Origin of the sequence: Streptomyces sp. NPDC005878 (genome assembly GCF_040629815.1) — a bacterium.
In the GTDB taxonomy this organism is placed as follows: Bacteria; Actinomycetota; Actinomycetes; order Streptomycetales; family Streptomycetaceae; genus Streptomyces.
Map to the genome: position 1 here is coordinate 1 of NZ_JBEXWK010000005.1, position 15,831 is coordinate 15,831.

The following is a 15,831-nucleotide window of genomic DNA, read 5'->3' on the forward strand; positions in this document are numbered from 1 at the left end:
GCCGAGCCCCCGCAGCTTCGCCGTGTGCATGTCCACGCATGTCAACCTCCGGCTACCGTGAGGGACGCCTCACCCGTACCGCCCGGTTTCCTGCGCGCGCGCAGGGGCGCTCCGAGCCTTCTCCCCTCACGCGGGCCCGTCCGGCGGCCTCCGCGCGGCAGGAAACCGGGCGGTACGGGTGAGGCGTCCCTCACGGTAGCCGGAGGTTGACAGGCCGAAGCGCTGAATGCCCGTGTGAGGCTCTTAGAGCCCCTGCCCGGATATGGGGAGTCGGTCGCCGCCCGCTCAGGGCGGCACATGCGGACTCAGGTACCGGCAAACCCCCATTCATGTCGGCGCTACCGGTAGACTGGTCAATAATCCCGCCCTCCTCGCGGGACCCACCGAAATGACGCGGTCGGGTGATGCCCCCAAACGGCACCGCCCGGCGCTGACCATCGCTGAACGACGCAGCTGCTCCTGCCTGCCCAGGGGAAGGCTGTGCTGTGCCAGAAAGGGCGCTTCGTGGCCGATTCCGGCAACCCCAACGAGAACACCCCGTCCGCTGCCGCCGGCCAGAACGGCGAGGTCACCGCCTCGTACGACGCCAGCGCCATCACCGTCCTCGAAGGTCTGGACGCGGTCCGCAAGCGACCCGGCATGTACATCGGCTCGACGGGCGAGCGCGGCCTGCACCACCTGGTGCAGGAGGTCGTCGACAACTCGGTCGACGAGGCCCTCGCCGGTCACGCGGACACGATCGACGTCACGATCCTCGCCGACGGCGGCGTGCGCGTCGTCGACAACGGCCGCGGCATCCCCGTGGACATGCACCCCGTGGAGAAGAAGCCGGCGGTCGAGGTCGTCCTGACCGTGCTGCACGCGGGCGGCAAGTTCGGCGGCGGTGGCTACGCCGTCTCCGGTGGTCTGCACGGCGTCGGCGTCTCCGTGGTGAACGCCCTCTCCACCAAGCTCGCGGTCGACATCAAGCGCGACGGCTACCGCTGGACCCAGGACTACAAGCTCGGCGTCCCGACCGCCCCCCTGGCCAAGCACGAGCAGGTCGAGGAGAGCGGCACCACGGTGACGTTCTGGGCCGACCCGGACGTCTTCGAGACCACCGAGTACTCCTTCGAGACCCTCGCGCGGCGCTTCCAGGAGATGGCCTTCCTCAACAAGGGCCTCACCATCAGCCTCACCGACGAGCGGGAGTCGGCCAAGGCCGTCTCCGGGGCGGACTCGGCCGAGGAGTCGGAGGAGGAGCGCGCGCTCTCGGTCTCGTACCACTACGAGGGCGGCATCGTCGACTTCGTGAAGTACCTGAACTCCCGCAAGGGCGAGCTGATCCACCCGACTGTGATCGACGTGGAGGCCGAGGACAAGGAGCGCATGCTCTCGGCCGAGATCGCGATGCAGTGGAACTCCCAGTACACCGAGGGCGTTTACTCCTTTGCGAACACCATCCACACGCACGAGGGGGGTACGCATGAGGAGGGATTCCGCGCCGCGCTCACGGGCCTGGTCAACCGGTATGCCCGGGACAAGAAGCTGCTGCGCGAGAAGGACGACAACCTCTCCGGCGAGGATATCCGCGAGGGTCTGACGGCGATCATCTCCGTCAAGCTGGGCGAGCCGCAGTTCGAGGGCCAGACCAAGACCAAGCTGGGCAACACCGAGGCGAAGACGTTCGTCCAGAAGGTGGTGCACGAGCACCTGACCGACTGGTTCGACCGGAATCCCAACGAGGCTGCGGACATCATCCGCAAGTCCATCCAGGCCCAGACGGCCCGTGTCGCCGCCCGCAAGGCGCGCGACCTGACCCGCCGCAAGGGCCTGCTGGAGAGCGCCTCCCTGCCCGGCAAGCTCTCCGACTGCCAGTCCAACGACCCGACGAAGTGCGAGATCTTCATCGTCGAGGGTGACTCCGCCGGTGGTTCGGCGAAGTCCGGCCGCAACCCGATGTACCAGGCCATCCTGCCGATCCGAGGCAAGATCCTGAACGTCGAGAAGGCCCGTATCGACAAGATCCTGCAGAACACCGAGGTCCAGGCGCTGATCTCGGCCTTCGGCACCGGAGTCCACGAGGACTTCGACATCGAGAAGCTCCGCTATCACAAGATCATTCTGATGGCGGACGCCGATGTCGACGGCCAGCACATCAACACCCTGCTGCTGACCTTCCTCTTCCGCTTCATGCGGCCGCTGGTCGAGGCCGGGCACGTGTACCTGTCGCGCCCGCCGCTCTACAAGATCAAGTGGGGCCGGGACGACTTCGAGTACGCGTACTCGGACCGGGAGCGCGACGCGCTCGTGGAACTCGGCAAGCAGTCGGGCAAGCGGATCCGCGAGGACTCGATCCAGCGCTTCAAGGGTCTGGGCGAGATGAACGCCGAGGAGCTGCGCGTCACCACCATGGACGTCGACCACCGCGTCCTGGGCCAGGTCACCCTGGACGACGCGGCCCAGGCCGACGACCTGTTCTCGGTGCTGATGGGCGAGGACGTCGAGGCGCGGCGCTCGTTCATCCAGCGCAACGCCAAGGACGTCCGCTTCCTCGACATCTGAGTCGGTCCGTCGCTGACCGCTTCGAAAGGACTTGAGAACCAGCAATGGCCGACGAGAACACTCCCGCGACCACTGAACCCACCGAGGAAGAACCTGTCCTGCGCATCGAGCCCGTCGGGCTCGAGACGGAGATGCAGCGCTCCTACCTCGACTACGCGATGTCCGTCATCGTCTCGCGCGCGCTGCCGGACGTCCGGGACGGCCTGAAGCCCGTCCACCGCCGAGTGCTGTACGCGATGTACGACGGCGGCTACCGGCCCGAGAAGGGCTTCTACAAGTGCGCCCGCGTCGTCGGCGACGTCATGGGCACGTACCACCCGCACGGCGACTCCTCGATCTACGACGCGCTCGTCCGCCTCGCCCAGCACTGGTCGATGCGGATGCCGCTGGTGGACTCCAACGGCAACTTCGGTTCCCCGGGCAACGACCCGGCCGCCGCCATGCGGTACACCGAGTGCAAGCTGATGCCGCTGGCCATGGAGATGGTCCGGGACATCGACGAGGAGACCGTCGACTTCCAGGACAACTACGACGGCCGCAACCAGGAGCCGACGGTCCTGCCGGCGCGCTTCCCGAACCTGCTGGTCAACGGCTCCGCCGGTATCGCCGTCGGTATGGCCACCAACATCCCGCCGCACAACCTGCGCGAGGTCGCGGACGGCGCCCAGTGGTTCCTGTCGCACCCCGACGCCTCGCACGAGGAGCTCCTGGACGCGCTCATCGAGCGCATCAAGGGCCCCGACTTCCCGACCGGCGCCCTCGTCGTCGGCCGCAAGGGCATCGAGGAGGCGTACCGCACCGGGCGCGGCTCCATCACCATGCGCGCGGTGGTCGCGGTCGAGGAGATCCAGAACCGCCAGTGCCTGGTGGTCACCGAGCTTCCGTACCAGGTCAACCCCGACAACCTGGCCCAGAAGATCGCCGACCTGGTGAAGGACGGCAAGGTCGGCGGCATCGCCGACGTCCGGGACGAGACCAGCTCCCGCACCGGCCAGCGCCTGGTCATCGTGCTCAAGCGCGACGCGGTCGCCAAGGTCGTCCTCAACAACCTGTACAAGCACACCGACCTCCAGACGAACTTCGGCGCCAACATGCTGGCGCTCGTCGACGGCGTGCCGCGCACGCTCTCGCTGGACGCGTTCATCCGCCACTGGGTGACGCACCAGATCGAGGTCATCGTCCGGCGCACCAGGTTCCGGCTGCGCAAGGCCGAGGAGCGCGCCCACATCCTGCGCGGTCTGCTCAAGGCGCTCGACGCCATCGACGAGGTCATCGCGCTCATCCGGCGCAGCGACACCGTCGACGTCGCGCGCGAGGGCCTGATGGGCCTGCTCTCCATCGACGAGATCCAGGCCAACGCGATCCTGGAGATGCAGCTCCGCCGGCTCGCCGCCCTGGAGCGCCAGAAGATCGTCGCCGAGCACGACGAGCTCCAGGCGAAGATCAACGAGTACAACGCGATCCTCGCCTCGCCCGAGCGCCAGCGCCGGATCATCAGCGAGGAGCTGGCCGCGATCGTCGAGAAGTTCGGCGACGACCGGCGCTCCAAGCTGGTGCCCTTCGACGGTGACATGTCCATCGAGGACCTGATCGCCGAAGAGGACATCGTCGTCACCATCACCAACGGCGGCTACGTCAAGCGCACCAAGACCGAGGACTACCGGTCGCAGAAGCGCGGCGGCAAGGGCGTCCGGGGCACGAAACTGAAGCAGGACGACATCGTCGACCACTTCTTCGTCTCCACCACGCACCACTGGCTGCTGTTCTTCACCAACAAGGGCCGCGTCTACCGGGCCAAGGCGTACGAGCTGCCGGACGCCGGCCGGGACGCGCGCGGCCAGCATGTGGCGAACCTGCTGGCCTTCCAGCCGGACGAGAAGATCGCCCAGATCCTCGCCATCCGCGACTACGAGGCCGCGCCCTACCTGGTCCTCGCCACCAAGTCCGGTCTGGTGAAGAAGACGTCGCTCAAGGACTACGACTCGCCCCGATCGGGTGGTGTCATCGCCATCAACCTCCGTGAGACGGAGGCCGGCGGCGAGGACGAGCTGATCGGCGCCGAACTGGTCTCCGCCGAGGACGATCTGCTGCTCATCAGCAAGAAGGCGCAGTCCATCCGCTTCACCGCGACGGACGACGCGCTGCGCCCGATGGGCCGTGCCACCTCCGGCGTCAAGGGGATGAGTTTCCGCGAAGGCGACGAACTGCTCTCGATGAATGTCGTCCGGCCCGGTACTTTCGTGTTCACCGCCACCGACGGCGGGTACGCGAAGCGGACCCCCGTCGACGAGTACCGCGTCCAGGGTCGCGGTGGCCTCGGTATCAAGGCCGCCAAGATCGTCGAGGACCGGGGCTCGCTGGTCGGCGCGCTGGTGGTCGAGGAGACGGACGAAATCCTCGCCATCACGCTCGGCGGTGGTGTGATTCGTACGCGAGTCAACGAGGTCAGGGAGACGGGCCGTGACACCATGGGCGTCCAACTGATCAACCTGGGCAAGCGCGATGCCGTCGTCGGCATCGCTCGTAACGCCGAAGCCGGTCGCGAGGCTGAAGAGGTCGACGGTCCCGAGGGGATCGAGATCGACACGGCCGAGGGCGAGTCTGCCGAGGCCGCAGTCGAGGGCATGGAGCCTTCGGCCGGGGAGCACGAGGAGTAAAGCGTGAGTGGAGCCACGGGCGCCGGATCGGCCGCTTCCGGAGCGAACGGTGCCCGTGGCCCAGCCGCGGACTCCCAGGGGGTAACGGTGACCGACACCCGCGGGCCTGAGGCCCGGTCCGACTACGGGGCGCTGCCCGGCGAGCGCGAGAAGCCCGCCACGGGTGCCGCACAGCCGTACCACCCGCCGCAGGCCTACCCGACGTCCCAGAACGGGACGCAGGGCGGCCAGCAGCGCGGTGGCGGCCCCGCCGTCCGCCGCCCCCGCACCGGGGCGCGTACGACGCCGCGTACGCGCAAGGCACGGCTGCGGGTGGCCAAGGCCGACCCGTGGTCGGTGATGAAGGTCAGCTTCCTGCTCTCCATCGCGCTGGGCGTGTGCACGGTGGTGGCGTCGGCGGTGCTGTGGATGGTCATGGACGCGATGGGCGTCTTCTCGTCGGTGGGCGGGACCATCAGCGAGGCCACCGGCTCCAACGAGTCGAACGGCTTCGACCTCCAGTCCTTCCTGTCGCTGCCGCGCGTGCTGATCTTCACCTCGGTGATCGCGGTCATCGACGTGGTGCTCGCCACCGCGCTGGCGACGCTCGGCGCGTTCATCTACAACCTCTCGGCCGGTTTCGTGGGTGGCGTCGAGCTCACCCTGGCCGAGGACGAGTAGCGCGGTCGCCGCAGCTCGGACCGGGGGCGGCCATCGATTTTGGGACTGGCCCCCACGTGCGCTAATCTTCAGAGGTCAGCGCGCGGGGGACACCCCGCAGAGCGCGGCGGGGCTATAGCTCAGTTGGTTAGAGCGCATCCCTGATAAGGATGAGGCCACAGGTTCAAATCCTGTTAGCCCCACAGTGCAGAAGGTCCCCGGACGAATCGTCCGGGGACCTTTTCGTTGTACCGGGGGCAGGTCCGGGAGCCGGGGCGGAGGCCTGTCGCGGGTGCAGGGCGGGCGGGTCGTCGTGCGGGTGTCGCCGTGTCGGCGGGACTTCGCCGGGCAGCGGGACTTCGCTGTACAAGCGGGACTTCGCCGGGCCGGCTGTATCCCGCCGTGCCGTGGTCCCGGTGGCGTGTCCTTCGCGTACGTACTACGTACGTACGCGCACGAAGAAGCCCGGCGACTCGGGGGAGTCGCCGGGCTCGTGGGTCGCGGGCTCGGGCAGGAGCCGGTGCGCGGGATCAGGAGGAGGGAGGCGGGGCCTCGCCGTCCCCGGCGGGGGCCGGCGTGCCCCCGGGTGCTTCGGCCGCCTCGTCGGAGGCGGGGGCCTGGGACCCTTCGCCGCCCTCGCTCTCGTCGTGGGCGGTGGGCAGGTGCCTGCTGGACGGCGAGGAGCCGTGGGCCTCGGCGCGGATGCGCTGCTTCATCGTGGGCGGCAGGGCCGAGGCGCTGGGCAGGGCCCATCGCACGTTCGGCGTCGCGGGAGCCGCGGCTTCGCCCAGGTGGCGCGGGGCGCCCTGCTGGGGTACGGAGGCGGCGGCGGCCGTCTGACCGGTCAGGCCGAAGAAGGCGAAGAGGGCGACGAGCGCGCCGATGAGTGCGGTCCACCACGTCGTGAGCTTGCTGGTTGCCATGACTTCCTCGCTTCTGTGCCGTTCCGGGTTGCCCGATTTGCGTTGTATCTCATGATGTGTAAGAGCGGCGGAGAGCGAGGGCGCGACGCACCGTTATGGGCGGATCTTCGGATGAACTGCACTCGGATGGACCATCACCGATTGATATCGATCGGTGTGTATAGTCGGGCGGCAGAGGTCCCTTACGTCAAGGAAAGACGAGGTCGCGCGGTGAAGAAGCTCCTCCTGGTCGCACTGGCCGCCATCGGCGGGCTCCTCGTGTACCGCCAGATCCAGGCGGATCGCGCCGAGCAGGACCTGTGGACGGAGGCGACCGACTCCGTGCCCGCAGGTTCGGGTGTGTGAGCCCCACAGAGTCCCGTTGCAGAGCCCCGGCCGCCGACGCGGCCGGGGCTCTGTGCTGTCATGGGCCCCGGGGTTCCGGCCCCACGGGTTCACCTGCGCGAATCAATGGCTTGCGGAAGCAAAATTGAAGGGGGCGCGGCAGGATGAGGAACCAGCGGGGGAAGGGCCGGGCCGTGGCCGCCCTGGGCGCCGTGGCCGTGGCGCTCTGCACGCTGACGGCCCTCCCCGGGCAGGGCGCGCGGGCGGCCGAAGGGCCCCGGCAGCACCGCCCGGACCGCGCTGAGAGCCCCTACCGCTACGACCCCCGCGCCCAGCCCGTCGCCGGCGCCGCGACCGGCCGGGACGCGCCCCGCCTGGCGGCCGGAGCGGTCTACCGTTCGGCTCTCGAGCCCGGCACCAAGGCGTACTTCCAGGTCGATCTGGGCGCCACCGGCGACGCCTATGTGTCGGCCGTGGTCGTGCCGAAGCCGGACGCCGAGGTGGTCTTCGGCGACGGCATCGAGCTGACCCTCCAGGACCGCGACGGCAACACCTGCGACACCGGCCGCGCGACCTTCGGCTCGCCCCAGTACCCGAGGCCGGTCGCCGCGTACGTCTCACGGGGCACGGCCGGTCATCGGACGTCCTGTCAGACGGCGGGCCCCTACCACCTGTTGGTCCGGCGGATCGGGGACGCGGCCTCCGCGCCCGGCGCGTGGGGGCTGGAACTCCGGCACGTGAGGGAACCGGGACTCACGGCCCCGGAGCCCACGGCCGCGCCCACGACATGGGCGACCGCCTCCCCCTCCGCGCCCTCCCCGTCCGCGCACACGGCCCACGGGAGTACCGGCTTCGCCGACGCGCCCCGGCTGGGCTCCGGCGCCTGGCGCGACACGCTCAGGCCCGGCACCACGCTCTTCTACCGCGTCCCGGTCGGCTGGGGGCAGCAGCTCTTCGCCACCGCCGACCTGGGCCGGGCCACCGGCAGCGGATACGTGCCCCACGCCATCGACTTCCAGCTCTACAACCCGGCGCTCGGCCAGGTCGCGGACGCGGAGATGGGATACGACGGCACGCCCGCGTCCGTCTCCTTCCCGCCGCTCCCGGCGGTCGCGTACCGGAACCGCTACTCCACCTCGGGCCAGGTCGGCGCGCTGCGCTTCGGAGGCGACCACTACCTGGCGGTCAGCCTCAGCCCCGAGACCGCCCGGACGCTCGGCGCGGGGCCGTACCCCGTGACGCTCCGGGTGGGGGTACAGGGCCGGGCGGGGCCGGGTCCCGCGTACGAAGGGGCCGCGCCCGACTTCGCGCCCGGCGGCCGGACCACCGCCCCCGCCGCGGGCCCGGCCGCCACGGGGCACGACGGCGACTCGACGAAAATGCGGCTGCTGGCGGCGGCGGGCATCGGGACGGGGACGCTGCTGGTGCTCTGGGCCGGGGTGCGGACGGTCGTGGCGCGGCGGCGTGCGGGTTCGGCGGGTCGGGGCTGAGCGCCTGGGCGCACGGGCCTACAGGCACGGGCGTCCGTAAGGACGAGGCCGCCGGCACCGGGCGCGGAGGCGCCACCGGGCGCAGCGCCGTCCGTACGGCGTCGCCGTCGCCCTCAGACCTGGCTGAGCGCCCAGAAGCCGACGGCGAAGCAGAGCAGAGCGAGCAGCAGGACCGGGACCGTCGCCTTCGGGGGCGCCCCGGGGCGCTTGTGCCGGGCCGCGGGGGGCGGGGTGAGGGGCCCCGGCGGCGGGGGCGTGCCGGGCTGGGGGACCGGCGCGGGAGCGGGAGCCTGCGCGCTCCGGCCGGTGTACCGCCTGGTGACGGGGGTGGGGGTGGACGACGGCGGATACGGGGGCGGGACCGGCGGGAATCCGTCCGCTGCGGAGGGCGTGGGCGTCGGCAACCGGTGCACAGGGCGGCCGGGTTGGTGATCCGGCCGTTCCTGACCGTGCGCCTGCCCCGGTGAGGGGCTCGCAGGCCCGGCCGGGGCCCCGGCCGCGTGCTGGGGCGTCCCGGACGTCCGCGGGTGCCGCAGGACCGGCGGGAGCTCGCGCGGTACGAACCCCTCGGGAAGCGGACCCACCTGGTCGAAGACCTCGACCGGCTCCTCGTCGGGCAGGGCGTCCGGCAGCAGCTCCACGGCCGAGGCCAGCGCCTTGCGCGCTCCCGTGGCCGTCCTGAAGCGCACGTGCGGGTCCGGCTGGAGCAGACCCGCCAGGACCTGCCACAGCGGCTCGGGAACGCCCTGGGGGGCTCCCGGCGTGCCGTGCGTGGCGAAGTACTCCACCAGCGCCCGGGCGTCCGGCTTCTGACCCTCCAGCAGATACAGCGCGACCAGGCCGACCGCGAACAGGTCGGACGGAAAGTCCGGGTCCGCGCCCATGATCTGCTCGGGCGCGAAGTACCCCGGCGTCCCCATCACGTAGTTCGTCTCGGTCAGCCGCGGCTCGCCCTTGCGCATCGCGATGCCGAAGTCGGACAGCCGCAGATGCGGCCGCCCGGTGCCGGTGGCCTCCAGGAGGATGTTGGCCGGCTTGATGTCGCGGTGGACGACGCCCTCGGCGTGGACCGCCGCCAGACCGGAGAGCAGCTGGTCCAGCAGGACGCAGACGAACCGGGGCGGGAGCGGCCCGTAGTCCCCGATCAGATGGGCCAGCGAGCCGCCGGTGACCAGGTCCATGGTGAACAGGACCTTGTCGTCGTCGGCGGCCCAGCTCGCCGGGGCCAGCACATGGGGGTGGTCGATCCTCAGGGCCTGCTCGCGGACGAAGCGCAGCAGGGTGTGCGCGTCGCTCTGCTGGAGGACCTTCGCCGCCACACAGCGGCGGCGGCGGTGGTCCCAGGCGCGCCAGACGGCGCCGACGCCACCGCGGCCGATCGGGTCGATGAGTTCGTACCGACCGGCGAAGACCTCACCCACCCGACATCCCCGCCCCCATGGCCGTCAGCTCTGGTGCGCCTCGTAGTGGGCGACCGCCTCCGCGGTGCGTCCGGCGCCGTACACCCGGAGGAACTCTGCCAGCTCGGGGTGGGCCGGGGCGAGGGTGTCGGCGGCGTCGATGATGTCCCCGGCGGCGGCCACCGAACGGAGCAGCGACTGGATCTCGCGCACCACGCGGCGCACGGTGGGGGCACCGGAACTCGTCGTGGTCTGCCCGGTGTTGGTGAGGACGGAACCGCCCTGGGACTTCTTGATCTCGTCCATCCGGTCGGTGGCCTCGGCGGCGCTGACACTGCCGTCGGCGACCTGGCCGGCCAGGTCCTGGAGGGCCTGGACGCGCTGGACGACCGCCGGGTTGCCGATCTTGGCGCGCTGACCGCTCATCAGCTGGGACAGCATGGGGGCCGAGAGGCCGAGGACGCCGGCGAGCCTGGCCTGATTCAGTCCCAGGTCGTCTATCAGTCGTCGGAAGAGCGCCCCCAGCGGCTCTCCGTACCAGCTCCGCTGAAGCTCCCTCGCTCTTGCGGTCGCTTCTTGTTGCGTTGCGTCCATTGCGCGTCTCCCCATCGCTTCCCCATCGAGGCGCTTCGCTGCCGCGAACCCCGACGAGCATCTTACGGAGAGTGGTCGCCCACCGGGAGTCCCCATCTTTTTGCGGGATACCCGTCTCCACCCGGTACTCTGGTCTGCGCATCACCTTTCCGGGGCCTTAGCTCAGTTGGTAGAGCGCTGTCTTTGCATGGCAGATGTCAGGGGTTCGACTCCCCTAGGCTCCACAGCACGACGACGGCGGGTGCCGTGGACCGTTCATCCGGTCCACGGCACCCGCCGTTTCGCTGTGTACCGCCGAGGCAGGGGGTCAGTGGCCCCCGCCGCGCTCCTCGCCGAACTCGGCCTCCTCGGCCTCCTTCGCCTCGACCTCCGGGTCCAGGGCCCCGCCGCTGCCGTCGACGGCGCTCAGCGGGGTCGGCTCGGCGACCTCGGTGGGGGCCGGGGGCTCGACCAGCCAGTCCGGGTTGGCCTGCTTGTCCCACCACTTCCAGGCGGCGACGGCGCCACCCGTCAGGATGCCGGCGACCGCGAGGTACTTGGCCAGGCGTCCGGCGCGGGCCCGGCGCCGCTGCTTCTTCACCAGCTTCTCGATCTGGCGCGGGGTGACCTGCCCGCGCAGCGCCGCGATCGCGGCCGCGGAGCGGGCCATCGCCTCTTCGCGGACCGGCTGGGCGGCCGCGACCGCCTGGCTGACCCGGGGCGCCGTGTACTCGGCCGCCTGGCGCGCGGCGCGGCGGGAGCGGGCCGCCGCTTCCCGGGCCACCTCGTCGACCTTGGGCGGCACATGCGGCGCGACGTACGAGCCGTACTGCTGCTGGGCCTGGCTGCGGGCCTGCTGGGCGGCCTTGGCCACCTTGGGCGCGAGCCGTACGCGCGTCTCGTGCGCGTAGTGCGCGGCCTGGTTCTTGGCCGAGTCGGCGTAGGGCGCCACCACTTCCGCGGCGTGCAGCACGCTCTCCTTCGCCGAGCCGGTCGCGGCGCGCACGCTCTCCATGCGGGTCACGTGATCCTCCTCCTTGGTGGCGGGGTTCAGGGCGGTCCGGTGGGTTGTCGCCGGAATGAGCACAGTGTCGCCTTTCCACCCATCTCGAAATCATGCCTGTCGGACGGGTACCCGGCATGCGCGGAAAGGCATCCGGGTCACACGGATCGACTTCGGAAGAAGTACGGGCCGGCTTCGCGAAGAAGGACGGCACGACGGCGCGAGGGCGGGGCGGGGAGTTCGCGTCCGACGATGCCACGGCGGGGCCCCGCGCCGCGGCTGTTCGGCGGGATCGGCGGCACACGGCGGCGTTTCCCTGCCGCGGCGTCCTCCGTGCGAGGATCGTGGGACGTCAGTGCAGACCAAAGGAAGGCAGACCGTGGCCGAGCAGCTTTACGCCACCCTGAAGACCAACCAAGGGGACATCGAGATCCGGCTCCTGCCGAACCACGCCCCCAAGACGGTCAGGAACTTCGTCGAGCTGGCCAAGGGCGAGCGCGAGTGGACGCACCCGGCGACCGGCAAGCAGACCACGGACCCGCTCTACGACGGCACCGTCTTCCACCGCGTGATCAGCGGCTTCATGATCCAGGGCGGTGACCCGCTGGGCAACGGCACCGGCGGTCCGGGGTACGAGTTCGCCGACGAGTTCCACCCGGAGCTGGCCTTCGACAAGCCGTACCTGCTGGCCATGGCGAACGCGGGGCCGGGCACCAACGGCTCGCAGTTCTTCATCACGGTGTCCCCCACGGCGTGGCTGACCCGCAAGCACACGATCTTCGGCGAGGTCTCCTCCGCCGCCGGCCGGAAGGTCGTGGACGCCATCGCGAGCCTCCCGACCAACCCGCGCACCGACCGCCCCGTCCAGGACGTGGTGATCGAGTCGGTCGTCGTCGAGTCCCGCGAGGGCTGAGTCCCGCGAGGTCTGAGTCCGGCGGCGGGGGGCGCCGGTCCCGCGAGGGCTCCGGCCGCGCGCCCGTACCGACGGCACCCTTTCGGGGGGAACCAAACCGCCCCGCCCGTCCGTATGACTGACGTGCGGGGCGGACCGCTTGCCGTCTCGCGCGAAGAACGCGTACCGCGACCCGCGCACACCGAGCACAAGGAGCCCGATGGACCAGGCGAGCCTGCCGAGCTGCTACCGGCACCCGGGCGTGCAGACGGGCATCACCTGCACCCGCTGCGAGCGCCCGATCTGCCCGGAGTGCATGGTCAGCGCCTCGGTCGGATTCCAGTGCCCGGAGTGCGTCCGGGGCGGCTCGGGCACCGGCCACGCGCCGACGGCCAACCAGCCGCGCACGATGGCGGGCGCGGCGATCGCACCCGGCGACCCCCATCTGCTCACCAAGATCCTCATCGGGCTGAACCTGGTGGGCTTTCTGCTCCAGCTGGCGATCGGGGACACGTTCGAGGCCGCGTACGAAATGCTGGGGCGGGCCTCCACCCCCGGGTCCGACTCGCCCCAGGGCGTCGCCGAAGGCCAGTGGTACCGCCTGGTCACCTCGATGTTCCTGCACGGCGGCCCCATGCACATCGCCTTCAACATGCTCAGCCTGTGGTGGATCGGCGGGCCGCTGGAGGCCGCGCTCGGCCGGGCGCGCTATCTGGCGCTCTATTTTGTCTCCGGACTGGCCGGAAGCGCCCTGACGTACTGGCTCGCCGAGCCGAACGCCCCTTCGCTCGGCGCCTCCGGGGCGATCTTCGGGTTGTTCGGCGCCACCGCCGTGCTGATGCGCAAGCTGAACTACGACCTGCGCCCGCTGATCGGGCTCCTGGTGATCAACCTGGCGATCACCTTCAACCCCTGGGGCGGAATCGCCTGGCAGGCCCACATCGGCGGCCTGGTCGGCGGCACGGTGATCGCGTACGCCATGGTCCACGCGCCCCGCGAGCGCCGGGCGGTGATCCAGTGGGGGACGTGCGCGGCGGTCCTGCTGGCCGTCCTGGCCATCGTCATAGCCAGGACGGCGGCGCTCACCTGAGCTCCGGGCCGGCCGCCCGGTCGGGCACACGGAGTCGGGCTTTCCCCCAAGGTTGTCCACAGTGTGTGCCGGATCTTGTGCACCCGGTGGGGAACAGCTGTGCCCCTTGTCGCTGACCTGGGTTTTCCCAGCAAGGACAAGGGGCGGGCCGTGGGACGGTGTGGAAGAGTGCAGTCACACCGGCGTCAACACGGCGGAGGTTATCCACAGATCGTCTGACCTTTTCCCCAGTGTGGATAGCGTTGTGGATAACCTGTGGGCAAGGCTTGACGAGGAGGCTGTGGACCAGCTACTTCAGCCGCGCCCACCCGGACGCGTCCTTACGGCCCCGCTGCCCGGCCGAGCTGCTCGACGGCGCTACTTCCACTGCGTGGAGACACCGAAGCCGCCGGCGATGAAGCCGAAGCCGACCACGATGTTCCAGTTCCCGAGGGACTTCAGCGGCAGGTCGCCCTCGGTCACATAGAAGAGGACGATCCAGGCGAGCCCGATCAGGAAGAGCGCCAGCATCACCGGGGCCACCCAGCTCCGGCTGCCCAGCTTGATGGCGGTGGCCTGCTTCGCCGCCGGCGGCGGCGTGAAGTCGGCCTTCTTGCGGATACGTGACTTCGGCACGAGGAACACTCCTGTCGATGCGCTGCGTGACCGCGCAGGGAACTGTGGCTGGGCGGCGGCGGAGGGGCAACCGGGGATCACTGCTGCCCCCAGGCGTCCGTTAGCGTAGTGCTTCCGTGGCGCCGAAGGAGATAAGGGTACGTTGAGCAATTCAGCCGACTCCCCCGAAGGGCTCCCCCACGAGCCCGCAGGCCCGGGCCGCCGCTTCCGCGCCCGCCCCGTCCGGCTGCTCTCCGCCGCCGTCTTCGCCCTCGCCGGACTCATCTTCGTCACCAGCTTCAACACCGCCAAGGGCACCAACATCCGTACGGACGCCTCGCTGCTGAAGCTCTCCGACCTGATCCAGCAGCGCAGCCGCAAGAACGCCGAGCTCGACCAGTCCACCGCCACCGTCCGCGACGACGTCGACGCCCTCGCCCGGCGCGACAACGGCTCCACCCAGGCAGAGGACCGGCAGTTCGCCGCCCTCAAGGACGCGGCCGGCACCGAGAAGGTCGCCGGCAAGGCGCTCACCGTCACCCTCAACGACGCCCCGCCCAACGCCACGGCCGCCCCCGGCTACCCCGCCCCCCAGCCCAACGACCTGGTCATCCACCAGCAGGACCTCCAGGCCGTGGTCAACGCGCTGTGGCAGGGCGGCGCCCGCGGCATCCAGGTCATGGACCAGCGGCTCATCTCCACCAGTGCCGTGCGCTGCGTCGGCAACACCCTGATCCTCCAGGGCCGCGTCTACTCACCCCCGTACAAGGTCAGCGCCGTCGGCGACCTGGGGAAGCTGCGCCGGGCGCTCACCGACTCCCCGGCGATCCAGAACTACCAGCTGTATGTGAAGGCGTACGGACTCGGCTGGAAAGTCGACGAGCACAAGGCGATGACTCTGCCCGGCTACTCGGGCACAGTGGATCTCCACTACGCGAAACCGGTGGGATAGCGCGGGAGGGGGCGGCCCGGTGCCTGGGGACCCGGTGCGGCTGGTCGTCAGGACGCTCAGCGAACTGTGCCTCACGGCCGGCACCCTGATCGTCCTCTTCGTCGTGTACGTCCTGTACTGGACCGGGGTGAAGGCGGACAACGCCGCCGACAGCCAGATCTCCGACCTGCGCCACCAGTGGGCGCGCGCCCCCGCCGCGAGCCCGCCCCCGAGCACCGGGCCGCCCGCCCCCGCCCCGTACACCGAGGGCACGTCCTTCGCGGTCATGTACATCCCCAGGCTGGGCAGGCACTGGCACAGGCCCGTGCTGGAGGGGACCGGCGTCAAGGACCTCCAGAAGGGCCTCGGGCACTACGCCGGCACCACACGGCTCGGACAGCCGGGCAACTTCGCGGTGGCCGGGCACCGGCGCACCTACGGCGACCCGTTCAAGGACTTCCCCGAGCTGCGGCCCGGCGACGCGGTGGTGCTCACCGACGGGACGACCTGGTTCACCTACCGCCTCGACAACCGGCCCTACCGGACCGTGCCGAGCGATGTCGGCGTCATCGACCCGGTCCCCGCCAAGTCGCCGTTCCGCTCCCCGGGCCGCTATCTGACCCTCACCACCTGCGACCCGGAATGGGGCAGCAGCCACCGGCTGATCGCCTGGGCCCACCTCGACTCCACCCGGCCCGCGGCCCGGGGCAGGCCACCGGCTTTGACCGGCTGAGCCCCTGTCCACGGCGCCGCCCCTTAGTCTGGTGCGGT

The 15,831-nt window shown here is 70.6% G+C and carries 14 protein-coding genes and 2 tRNA genes; 11 read left to right on the forward strand and 5 right to left on the reverse strand.

What is annotated here, in order from left to right; genetic code table 11:
- The first annotated feature begins 480 nt into the window (after positions 1 to 480).
- The 4 genes from gyrB to ABZ404_RS10555 all read left to right on the forward strand — a co-directional run bounded on the left by gyrB (position 481) and on the right by ABZ404_RS10555 (position 6,043).
- Positions 481 to 2,544, forward strand: coding sequence for a DNA topoisomerase (ATP-hydrolyzing) subunit B (gene gyrB, locus ABZ404_RS10540; protein WP_358837006.1), 2,064 nt, complete (start codon positions 481 to 483; stop codon positions 2,542 to 2,544).
- 44 nt (positions 2,545 to 2,588) lie between these two features.
- Positions 2,589 to 5,201 (forward strand): DNA gyrase subunit A, encoded by a 2,613-nt coding sequence (gene gyrA, locus ABZ404_RS10545; protein ID WP_358837005.1) that lies wholly within the window; start codon positions 2,589 to 2,591, stop codon positions 5,199 to 5,201.
- Positions 5,202 to 5,288: 87 nt separating this feature from the next.
- Entirely contained in the window at positions 5,289 to 5,861 is a 573-nt protein-coding gene (locus tag ABZ404_RS10550; RefSeq protein ID WP_358837004.1) for a DUF3566 domain-containing protein, read from the forward strand.
- A 108-nt stretch (positions 5,862 to 5,969) separates the two neighbouring features.
- Positions 5,970 to 6,043, forward strand: a tRNA-Ile gene (locus tag ABZ404_RS10555).
- 327 nt (positions 6,044 to 6,370) lie between these two features.
- Here ABZ404_RS10555 and ABZ404_RS10560 read toward each other — a convergent pair.
- Positions 6,371 to 6,763 (reverse strand): DUF6344 domain-containing protein, encoded by a 393-nt coding sequence (locus ABZ404_RS10560; RefSeq protein WP_358837003.1) that lies wholly within the window; start codon positions 6,761 to 6,763, stop codon positions 6,371 to 6,373.
- 210 nt (positions 6,764 to 6,973) lie between these two features.
- On the opposite strand from ABZ404_RS10560, the gene ABZ404_RS10565 reads away from it, so the two are divergent.
- Complete coding sequence (locus ABZ404_RS10565) at positions 6,974 to 7,108, forward strand: DLW-39 family protein (protein WP_003958712.1); 135 nt, start codon at positions 6,974 to 6,976, stop codon at positions 7,106 to 7,108.
- A gap of 143 nt (positions 7,109 to 7,251) precedes the next feature.
- A complete protein-coding gene (locus ABZ404_RS10570; RefSeq protein WP_358837568.1) occupies positions 7,252 to 8,577 on the forward strand; it encodes a hypothetical protein in 1,326 nt (441 codons plus the stop codon).
- Positions 8,578 to 8,690: 113 nt separating this feature from the next.
- Here ABZ404_RS10570 and ABZ404_RS10575 read toward each other — a convergent pair whose 3' ends face one another.
- Positions 8,691 to 9,998 carry a serine/threonine-protein kinase gene (locus ABZ404_RS10575; RefSeq protein WP_358837569.1) on the reverse strand — a complete coding sequence of 436 codons (1,308 nt, stop codon included), beginning with the start codon at positions 9,996 to 9,998 and terminating at the stop codon, positions 8,691 to 8,693.
- Between the two features lie 24 nt (positions 9,999 to 10,022).
- On the reverse strand, positions 10,023 to 10,571 hold the full coding sequence (locus ABZ404_RS10580) for a DNA-binding protein (RefSeq protein WP_358837570.1): 549 nt from the start codon (positions 10,569 to 10,571) through the stop codon (positions 10,023 to 10,025).
- Positions 10,572 to 10,722: 151 nt separating this feature from the next.
- Between ABZ404_RS10580 and ABZ404_RS10585 the strand changes: the two genes are divergently transcribed.
- Positions 10,723 to 10,795, forward strand: a tRNA-Ala gene (locus tag ABZ404_RS10585).
- An 83-nt stretch (positions 10,796 to 10,878) separates the two neighbouring features.
- On the opposite strand, the gene ABZ404_RS10590 is transcribed toward ABZ404_RS10585, so the two are convergent.
- Complete coding sequence (locus ABZ404_RS10590; protein WP_358834268.1) at positions 10,879 to 11,574, reverse strand: DUF5324 family protein; 696 nt, start codon at positions 11,572 to 11,574, stop codon at positions 10,879 to 10,881.
- Positions 11,575 to 11,932: 358 nt separating this feature from the next.
- Between ABZ404_RS10590 and ABZ404_RS10595 the strand changes: the two genes are divergently transcribed.
- Together ABZ404_RS10595 and ABZ404_RS10600 are read left to right on the forward strand one after the other, a co-directional pair.
- Positions 11,933 to 12,466: a peptidylprolyl isomerase gene (locus ABZ404_RS10595; RefSeq protein ID WP_358834267.1), complete on the forward strand. Its 534-nt coding sequence runs from the start codon at positions 11,933 to 11,935 to the stop codon at positions 12,464 to 12,466.
- 199 nt (positions 12,467 to 12,665) lie between these two features.
- Positions 12,666 to 13,535, forward strand: a complete 870-nt coding sequence (locus tag ABZ404_RS10600; protein ID WP_358834266.1) for a rhomboid family intramembrane serine protease — start codon at positions 12,666 to 12,668, stop codon at positions 13,533 to 13,535.
- A 357-nt stretch (positions 13,536 to 13,892) separates the two neighbouring features.
- On the opposite strand, the gene crgA is transcribed toward ABZ404_RS10600, so the two are convergent.
- A complete protein-coding gene (gene crgA, locus ABZ404_RS10605; protein WP_358834265.1) occupies positions 13,893 to 14,150 on the reverse strand; it encodes a cell division protein CrgA in 258 nt (85 codons plus the stop codon).
- Positions 14,151 to 14,292: 142 nt separating this feature from the next.
- Here crgA and ABZ404_RS10610 point away from each other — a divergent pair, with 142 nt between their 5' ends.
- Both ABZ404_RS10610 and ABZ404_RS10615 read left to right on the forward strand, forming a co-directional pair.
- On the forward strand, positions 14,293 to 15,081 hold the full coding sequence (locus ABZ404_RS10610; protein WP_358834264.1) for a DUF881 domain-containing protein: 789 nt from the start codon (positions 14,293 to 14,295) through the stop codon (positions 15,079 to 15,081).
- A gap of 19 nt (positions 15,082 to 15,100) precedes the next feature.
- On the forward strand, positions 15,101 to 15,793 hold the full coding sequence (locus tag ABZ404_RS10615) for a class E sortase (protein ID WP_358834263.1): 693 nt from the start codon (positions 15,101 to 15,103) through the stop codon (positions 15,791 to 15,793).
- The last annotated feature ends 38 nt before the right edge of the window (positions 15,794 to 15,831 follow it).